8 protein-coding genes and 1 riboswitch are annotated in these 8,260 nt (G+C 74.7%); of the genes, 4 read left to right on the top strand and 4 right to left on the bottom strand.

What is annotated here, in order from left to right:
• Positions 1 to 97: 97 nt before the first annotated feature.
• The 3 genes from ACFVQ3_RS18665 to thiO form a co-directional block, all read right to left on the bottom strand.
• Positions 98 to 922: a thiazole synthase gene (locus ACFVQ3_RS18665; protein WP_387642347.1), complete on the bottom strand. Its 825-nt coding sequence runs from the start codon at positions 920 to 922 to the stop codon at positions 98 to 100.
• Positions 923 to 998: 76 nt separating this feature from the next.
• Positions 999 to 1,226 (bottom strand): sulfur carrier protein ThiS, encoded by a 228-nt coding sequence (gene thiS / locus ACFVQ3_RS18660; protein WP_387642342.1) that lies wholly within the window; start codon positions 1,224 to 1,226, stop codon positions 999 to 1,001.
• A complete protein-coding gene (gene thiO, locus ACFVQ3_RS18655; protein WP_387642339.1) occupies positions 1,223 to 2,563 on the bottom strand; it encodes a glycine oxidase ThiO in 1,341 nt (446 codons plus the stop codon). Before thiO ends, thiS begins: the two co-directional genes overlap by 4 nt.
• A 6-nt stretch (positions 2,564 to 2,569) precedes the next feature.
• Positions 2,570 to 2,647: riboswitch (TPP riboswitch) on the bottom strand.
• 237 nt (positions 2,648 to 2,884) lie between these two features.
• Between thiO and thiE the strand changes: the two genes are divergently transcribed.
• From thiE to ACFVQ3_RS18640, 3 genes are all read left to right on the top strand, one after another.
• Positions 2,885 to 3,517: a thiamine phosphate synthase gene (gene thiE, locus ACFVQ3_RS18650; RefSeq protein WP_387642345.1), complete on the top strand. Its 633-nt coding sequence runs from the start codon at positions 2,885 to 2,887 to the stop codon at positions 3,515 to 3,517.
• A 61-nt stretch (positions 3,518 to 3,578) separates the two neighbouring features.
• The gene (gene guaA / locus ACFVQ3_RS18645) at positions 3,579 to 5,156 is read left to right on the top strand and encodes a glutamine-hydrolyzing GMP synthase (RefSeq protein ID WP_387642336.1); all 1,578 of its coding nucleotides are present in this window, start codon (positions 3,579 to 3,581) and stop codon (positions 5,154 to 5,156) included.
• A gap of 289 nt (positions 5,157 to 5,445) precedes the next feature.
• Positions 5,446 to 6,087, top strand: a complete 642-nt coding sequence (locus ACFVQ3_RS18640) for a DUF2314 domain-containing protein (protein ID WP_387642333.1) — start codon at positions 5,446 to 5,448, stop codon at positions 6,085 to 6,087.
• 4 nt (positions 6,088 to 6,091) lie between these two features.
• On the opposite strand, the gene ACFVQ3_RS18635 is transcribed toward ACFVQ3_RS18640, so the two are convergent.
• Positions 6,092 to 7,255, bottom strand: coding sequence for a glycosyltransferase family 4 protein (locus ACFVQ3_RS18635; protein ID WP_387642329.1), 1,164 nt, complete (start codon positions 7,253 to 7,255; stop codon positions 6,092 to 6,094).
• 139 nt (positions 7,256 to 7,394) lie between these two features.
• Here ACFVQ3_RS18635 and ACFVQ3_RS18630 point away from each other — a divergent pair, with 139 nt between their 5' ends.
• A complete protein-coding gene (locus ACFVQ3_RS18630) occupies positions 7,395 to 8,210 on the top strand; it encodes a hypothetical protein (RefSeq protein WP_387642326.1) in 816 nt (271 codons plus the stop codon).
• Positions 8,211 to 8,260: the final 50 nt, after the last annotated feature.

Here is an 8,260-nt window from a genome sequence, read left to right as displayed (position 1 = left end):
GTCACCGACGCCACGGACCGCCTTGGATGACCCGTGCGCTCTTGGTAGACCCCCGGGAGGTCTACCTCGCGCACACGGGTCTACCTCGGCGAACCGGTCACAGCGCCAGGTCCAGGTTGCCGGCACCCAGCAGGCCGGACCCCGTGAGCCCGGCGGCACCCGCCCCGGCCCGGCCCACCATCCCGTCGACCGGCGAGCTCGCGAGCGCCTGCTCGCGCCGCGGGATGCGGCCCGCGAGCGCCGCGAGCCGCCCGGCCTCGACCGCGAACCGCATGGCCGCGGCCATCCGCACCGGGTCGGCCGCGCGCGTGACCGCGGTCGCGAGCAGCACGCCGTCGCACCCGAGCTCCAGGGCGTGCGCGGCCTCCGACGCGGTCCCGATCCCCGCGTCCAGGATCACGGGCACGCGGGCCGCGGCCGCGATGGCCGCGATGTTGCGCGGGTTGAGGATGCCGAGCCCCGACCCGATGGGCGCGCCGAGCGGCATGACGGCCGCGCAGCCCACGTCCTCGAGGCGGCGCGCGAGGATCGGGTCGTCGTTGGTGTACGGCAGGACGGTGAAGCCGTCACGGACCAGCGTCTCGGCGGCCTGGACGAGCCCGATCGGGTCGGGCAGGAGCGTGACGTCGTCCGCGATCACCTCGAGCTTGACCCAGTCGGTGCCGCACGCCTCGCGGGCCAGGTGGGCCGTGAGGACGGCCTCCTTGGCCGAGAAGCAGCCCGCGGTGTTGGGCAGGGCGCGGATGCCGAGGCGGTCGAGCAGGCCCCAGATGCCGGTCTCGCTCTCGCCTCCTACGGATCCCGCGCCGCCCGACGGCCGTACCCGCGCGACGCGGCGCATCGCCACGGTCGTGAGCGCGGTCCCGGACGCCACGAGAGCGTCCTCGAGCGTGAGCAGGTTGGCCGCGCCGCCCGTGCCCATGACCAGGCGGGAGCCGAGGGGGACGCCCGCGACGACGAGGGGGTCGTCGGCCGCGCGGACCGTGTCCTGCCCGGCGTCAGCCACCCTGCACCGCCGTGACGACCTCGACGCGGTCGCCGTCGCGCAGGGTCGTGGACGCCCAGGTGCTGCGGGGGAGCACGGCGTCGTCGATCGCGACCGCGACGCCCCGGGGGACACCGGTGTCGGCGGCGAGACCGGGAAGCAGCGCGGCCACGAGGGCGGCGACGGTCGTGGGAGCGGCAAGGGGGTACGGCTCGCCGTTGACGAGCGCGGTGCTGGTCATGAGGTCCTCCGGGAGGTGGTGGGGTCGCCGAGGTCGAGGACTGTCGTGGGTCTCGACGGGACGGGGGCGGGCTCGGGGGAGAAGCGCATCGGGTCGATCGACGCGACCGCGGGGGGCAGCGGCTCCCCGGCCAGGAGCGCGTCGACCGCGGCCCCGGTGACCGCGGCGAGCAGCACGCCGTTGCGGTAGTGGCCCGTCGCGAGCACGAGGCCGGGCACGCTCGTGGGTCCCAGCAGCGGCAGGTTGTCCGGGGTGCCCGGGCGCACGCGCGGCGTGACCTCGACCAGGGCGAGCTCGTCGAGCCCGGGAAGGAGCGCACGGGCGTCCCGCAGGAGCGCGAAGACGCCGCCCGCGGTCGCGCGCCGGTCGTCGGGATGCTCCTCGCTCGTCGCACCGACGACGACCTCGCGGTGCCCGTCGGCGCCGGGCGTACGCGGTACGACGTACACCGGACGCCCTTGCACGATCCCGCGCACCACGTGGTCGAGCGTGAACCAGGGCGGGGCGTCGAGCCGCAGGGTCTGCCCTTTCACCGGACGGGTCGGGGCGCACACTTCGGGGACGCCCGCGAGCAGGCGCCCCGAGTCGGCCCCGGCCGCGAGGACCACGGTCCCCGCACGGTGCTCGGCTCCCGCGTCGTCGAGGACCCCGGTCACGGGTGCGCCGGGGCCGGGGGACCGCAGCAGCCGGGCGGCCCTGCGGTGCACGACGGCGGCGCGCGGGTCCCGCGCGAGGGCCGCGGTCAGGGCCCGGTGCACCGCACGGGGGTCGACCTGGTGGTCGCCCGGGGCCCAGAACGCTCCGGCCACGCGCTGCCCGACGAGCGGCTCGCGCTCCCGGGCGGCCGCGACCGTGATCTCGGTCGAGTCGAGCCCCCACGCCTCCTGCAGCGCGCGCACGCGCCGCCCGAGCGTCAGGTCGTCGCCGTCGTAGGCCAGCGTGAGCGTCCCGGTCGCCCGCAGCCCGACACCCAGCCCCGAGTCCGCCTTGAGCTCGGCCGCGAACGCGGGCCACCGCGCGGCGGAGTCGGCACCCAGGCGCAGCGCGGCCTGCTCCCCGAAGTCGGCCTCCGTCACGGGCGCGAGCATCCCGGCCGCGGCGTGCGTCGCGCCGTCCCCCGGGGCCGGGTCGAGGACGGTCACGCGCCGCCCCGCACGCGAGGCCCGCCAGGCCGCGGTGAGCCCCACGATGCCGCCGCCCACGACGAGGACGTCGGAGGCGCCGTCGGGCAGGTGGTCGTGGGGGAGGCCCGACGGCGCCGCGCGCCCGGCAGCCCCGTCGCGCCCTCGTGGGCGTGCGGGCAGGGCGGGTTGATCGGTGGACAGGGCTGCGCTCATGCGCTCGCTCCCTTCGCTGGCATGACCCAGATCAGGTTCGACGGTCGGCTCTCGCCCTCTCAGCCCCGTGCGGGGCTCCCGTGCTTCGCGGCCACCCTACAACGCGGCCGGGACCGGGCCGCGGCACGACCACGGGGTGCGCCACGGCCGCGCGCCGCGCGGGCCGTGCCTATCCTGGGCGCCGTGACCACCGCCCCGACCGGCGACGCCGCGCGCCGACCGCACCCCGAGCCCCGCCACCGCTCCGACGCCCGCGACGCCACCCGACAGGCGGCCCGTGACGCCACCCGGCCCGCGGCCCGCCAGGCCGCCGTCGAGAGGCTGCGCGCCGCCAGGCTGTACCTGTGCACCGACGCGCGCGAGGAGCGTGGCGACCTCGAGGACTTCCTGCACGCGGCGCTCGCGGGCGGGGTCGACGTGGTCCAGCTGCGCGACAAGACGCTCGACGTCGCGCGCGAGCTCCAGCTTCAGGACGTAGTCGCGCGCGTCGCGACCGAGCACGGGGCGCTGTGGGCCGTCAACGACCGGGCCGACGTCGCGCTGCTGACCGGGGCCCCGGTGGTGCACATGGGCCAGGGCGACCTGCCGGTGCCCGCGGTCCGATCGCTCCTCGGCGGGGGCCCGCTCCTGGGCCGCTCGACGCACTCGCTCACCCAGGCAGCGGCCGCCGAGGCAGACCCCGAGGTCGACTACTTCTGCGTCGGCCCCCTCTGGGCGACGCCCACGAAGCCGGGGCGCGACGCCGTCGGGCTCGACCTGCTGCGACAGGTCGCGGCGACGCGCCCGACGACGCCGTGGTTCGCGATCGGGGGCGTCGACGCCGACAGGCTCGACCAGGTGCTCGACGCCGGGGCCGAGCGCATCGTCGTGGTCCGCGCGATCACGGGCGCGGCCGACCCCGAGCGGGCCGCGCGCGAGCTGCGCGAGCGGCTGCCCGCCCCACCCGTGCAGTGATCCCCGTCGCACGTGCTGGACCGATGCCGGGGATCGGCCCCGGGCCAACTATCCTGGGGTGGTGACACCCACCCCCTCAGCCCCCCGGCCCGTATTGGTCGTCGACTTCGGCGCACAGTACGCCCAGCTGATCGCGCGTCGCGTGCGTGAGGCCAAGGTGTACTCGGAGATCGTCCCTCACACCTTCACCGTCGAGCAGATGCTCGCCAAGGACCCGGCAGCGATCATCCTGTCCGGCGGTCCGTCGTCCGTGTACGCGCAGGGTGCCCCCTTCGTGGACCCCGCGCTGTTCGACGCGGGCGTGCCCGTCCTGGGCATCTGCTACGGCTTCCAGGCCATGGCCAAGGCGCTCGGTGGGACGGTCGCGCAGACCGGGCTCAGCGAGTACGGCGGCACGGCCGTCGAGGTCTGCCAGGCAGGCGCGCTGCTCGCGGGCTCGCCCGACCAGCAGACCGCCTGGATGAGCCACGGCGACGCCGTGCACGCGGCGCCCGAGGGCTTCGAGGTCCTCGCGACCTCGGCCGGCTCCCCGGTCGCGGCCTTCGAGGACACGGGCCGCCGCCTCTACGGCGTGCAGTGGCACCCCGAGGTCAAGCACTCCCCGCTGGGCCAGAAGGCCCTCGAGAACTTCCTGTACCAGGGCGCCGGCCTCGCCGGTGACTGGACCCCGGGCAACGTCATCGCCGACCAGATCGCGCTCATCCGCGAGCAGGTCGGGGACGCCCGCGTCATCTGCGGCCTGTCCGGCGGCGTCGACTCCTCGGTCGCGGCGGCCCTCGTCCAGCAGGCCGTGGGCGACCAGCTGACGTGCGTGTTCGTCGACCACGGCCTGCTGCGTGCGGGCGAGGTCGAGCAGGTCGAGCGCGACTTCGTCGCCGCCACGGGCGTCAAGCTCGTCGTCATGGACGAGAAGCAGCGCTTCCTCGCCGCGCTCGCGGGCCACTCGGACCCCGAGACCAAGCGCAAGATCATCGGTCGCGAGTTCATCCGTGCGTTCGAGGAGGCGGCGCGCCAGATCGTCGAGGCCGAGGGCGAGCACGGGGGCGAGGTCAAGTTCCTCGTGCAGGGCACGCTGTACCCGGACGTCGTCGAGTCCGGCGGCGGCGAGGGCACCGCGAACATCAAGAGCCACCACAACGTGGGCGGCCTGCCCGACGACCTGCAGTTCTCGCTCGTCGAGCCGCTGCGCGCCCTGTTCAAGGACGAGGTCCGTGCCGTGGGCCGCGAGCTCGGCGTGCCCGAGGTCATCGTGGCCCGTCAGCCGTTCCCCGGTCCCGGGCTCGGCATCCGCATCGTCGGCGAGGTCACGGCCGAGCGCCTGGAGATCCTGCGCGCGGCCGACGCGATCGCGCGCGAGGAGCTCACGAAGGCCGGGCTGGACGACGAGATCTGGCAGTGCCCCGTGGTGCTCCTGGCCGACGTCCGCTCGGTCGGCGTCCAGGGCGACGGCCGCACCTACGGCCACCCGATCGTGCTGCGCCCCGTGTCCTCCGAGGACGCCATGACCGCGGACTGGACCCGTCTGCCGTACGACGTCCTCGCGATCATCTCGACGCGCATCACGAACGAGGTCAAGGACGTCAACCGCGTCGTGCTCGACGTGACGAGCAAGCCGCCGGGCACCATCGAGTGGGAGTGACGTCCCGCTGAGCCGTCGAGGGCCGGCCCCTGCAGAGCGATCTGCGAGGGCCGGCCCTTCGGCGTTCCGGGGACCGGGCTGCGCCGCGCGCACCGGGGTGCGGAGCGCGGGGTCCCTATCGGGGCACGCAGGCCCGACGGCGGCGCGCGCCTCCTGCGGACGGCGTCGGCTCGTCGTGCGGTACCTTGCCCGTCATGGACCCTCGCGCCGCCCGCCCACGCCTGCTCGGTGAGCGTTGATGCTCGGTCGCTCCGGACGGTCGCAAGTCCCTGCGCTCGACGAGGTCGTGGTGTCGAGCGTCGATGTCCTGGAGCTCGGTCGGCCCGTGACCAGGGTCGTCCGGTGGCCCGACGGCTGGGTGTACCTCGCTGCGGTCGAGCCTGACGGGTCCCAGCCGATGACCGTGGCCTTTCACGACCTGCTCCTGCTCGACCCCGGGCTCGCGAAGCTCTCGCTCCGTCGGGCCCAGGTCGCGATCCGTGCCGCGCGCGCCGGCACCGTGGGGCCGTGGGCCGTCCTCGGTCCGTACAACTCCCGGATCGTGGCGCAGATGCTCGACGACGGCACGCTCGACCGCAAACAGGACGGGATGCTGCGGGACCTCCCCGAGGACGGCGACCCCGGGTCGTGGCCCGACCCCGAGGTGTGGTCGCTCCGCGACGTCGTCGCCTGGAACGTGCAGCACCCCCGGACGTACCCGGTCCCTGAGGACACGTCGGGTGTGGCCCCCGGGACGCTCGTCAAGCTCGTGTTCCTCCCCGACGAGGGCATCGGAGAACGCATGTGGGTGCTCGTGACGGAAGTCGACGGCGACCGCCTGGTCGGCGTGCTCGACAACGACCCGGCCGCCATCGTGGGCCTGCTCGCCGGGGACCGCGTCGAGTTCGAGCGTCGGCACGTCCTGGACCTCGACACGCGACCCCGGGGGTGAGCGGTCAGCGTCGTGCGGTGCGCGCCACCCGCTCCGCTCGGTACGCCGCCGCCTTCTCGTAGGCCTTCTCGACGTCGGCGAGCACGCTCGGCCACCCGCTCGAAGGTCGGACCTCGCGGTTGTGCGCGACGATGCGGTCGAGCAGCCCGTCCTGCGTCACGAGCCGCACGATCTGGTCCGTCATCTCCGCGTCGTCGGCGGCGAGCAGCCCGTCGACCCCGTCCGTCAGCCGCTCGGCCACGCCCGACTCCGCGCGCGTCACCACGGCCAGGCCTGCGGCCTGCGCCTCGAGCGCCGCGATCCCGAACGACTCCTGGACGGCGGGGGCCACGAACACGTCGGCGCGCGAGTAGAGACGCTTGAGCTCGTGCGCGCCCAGGCGGCCCGGGAGGCTGACCGTCGAGGACAGCCCGTGCTCCTTGACGAAGCGCCGGGCCGCGTCGAGCTCGGGGCCCTCGCCCGCGATCGTCGCGAACAGCGCGTCGTGCGGGAGGCGCTCGGCGGCCTGCCGGATCGACTCGAGCAGCGGCAGGACCCGCTTGCGGGGCGCGAACCGGGTCGCGGCGACGACGTGCACGGCCTTGCCCTCGCCGCGCGCGTCCCGCTCGACGCGCGGCACGGCCCACTCGTCGAGGTCCAGACCGTTGTGCAGGATCTCGACGGGGACGTCGGGCCCCGCGATACGGCGCAGCGGTGCCGCGGTCAGCTCGCTCACGGCCGACAGCAGGATCGGCAGTCGCGACCAGTGCGTCACACAGTCGAGGGCGGCGAACCAGCGCTCGGCCGACCCCCAGACGCTGTGCACGGTCAGGACCGCGGGCAGACCCAGGCGCGCGACGGGCTGGAGAGAGGCCTGCACCGACGGCGTCAGGACGCCCATGTGCAGGTGCACGACGTCGGGTCGCACCTCCCGCAGGATCCGCGTCACGTGGTGTGCGGCGCGCGGGTGCACGGGGTAGCCACCGGGGATCCGGGCTGCGACGCGGTGGACCGTGACGCCGTCGTGCACCTCGCTGCTCACGCCGTGCTCGCCGCGTGCCGCGGGCGTCGTGGTGACCACCTCGACGTGGTGGCCGGCCGCGGCCTGCTGGGCCGCGAGACGGCTCACCTGGGTCTCGATGCCGCCGAGCAGCGGCAGGTAGCAGTCCGTCACATGGGTGATCCTCACCCCTGGATTCTCCCATCGACGCGTCCACGGCCCGTGCCCGGCTGGTCGGTTTCGGGAGTGAACGGACCGTTCGTCCGGCGGAAACGACGAATCGTCGCTACCTTGACATCAAAGAATCGGCTCGGGGAGGGATATCGCAATGTCCAGCACTGTCACGGTTCGGCCGGCGAAGGGCGTAGGGGTCATCGGGATCCTCACCGTCATCGCCGGGATCGTCATGATCATCGCCGGTGGTGTCACGTGGGGTGTCGTGACCTCGCAGCTGTCGGCCGAGGACATCACGGTGTCCGACGACGCGGACTTCCTCGCGGGACGCCACGTCAACGGCCCGTTCACGGCGTACGCCCAGGCGGAGGTCATCAACAAGCACGCGCTCGAGATCAGCGACGGCCAGACGTACGCCGAGCTCCCGCAGGACGACGAGCGTCGCGCCACGGTCATGAACGCCTCGTTCCTGCGCGCGTCGCTGTTCACCTCGGTCGTCGCGTACGGCGTCTCGGCGCTGGTCATCGGCCTGGGCATCCTGTTCATCCTCATCGGGATCGCGCTGCGGCGGATCGCGAGCGGCCCGGCCGTCGCGGTCGAGACGCAGGGCGGGTACTCGTCGGACGGCAACCTGTCGGCGGCCCCGGTCCCGGCGTCGCACACCCCGGCCCACGCCGCGCCCGTCACGCCCGCACCGACGACCCCTGCTCCCACGACCCCGCCGGTCACGCCGCCGACCCGCACGTCGGCTCACGCGGCCCCCGTCGTCGCGGAGCCCAAGAGCCCGGGGGTCCCGGCGACCCCGACTCAGCCCGATGTCGAGCCGAAGAGCCCGGGGGTCCCGGCGACCCCGACTCAGCCCGATGTCGAGCCGAAGAGCCCGGGGGTCCCCACGACCCCGACTCAGCCCGACGTCGAGCCGAAGAGCCCGGGCGTCCCGCCCGCCGGCACGGACACGCCCCCGCGCTGAGCAGTTCCACAGGAGCACGACGGCGGCGCACCGGTCCACCGGACCGGTGC

This window comes from Oerskovia sp. NPDC057915, assembly GCF_042887685.1.
GTDB lineage: Bacteria > Actinomycetota > Actinomycetes > Actinomycetales > Cellulomonadaceae > Oerskovia.
This window is presented reverse-complemented; position numbering and strand designations above follow the sequence as displayed.

Excerpts from the sequence above, each read along its gene's own strand:
- ACFVQ3_RS18665 (WP_387642347.1), bottom strand. The coding sequence starts at position 922 with ATGGGCACGGGCGGCGCGGCCAACCTGCTCACGCTCGAGGACGCTCTC.
- thiO (WP_387642339.1), bottom strand. The coding sequence starts at position 2,563 with ATGAGCGCAGCCCTGTCCACCGATCAACCCGCCCTGCCCGCACGCCCA.
- ACFVQ3_RS18630 (WP_387642326.1), top strand. The coding sequence starts at position 7,395 with ATGTCCAGCACTGTCACGGTTCGGCCGGCGAAGGGCGTAGGGGTCATC.
- thiS (WP_387642342.1), bottom strand. The coding sequence starts at position 1,226 with ATGACCAGCACCGCGCTCGTCAACGGCGAGCCGTACCCCCTTGCCGCT.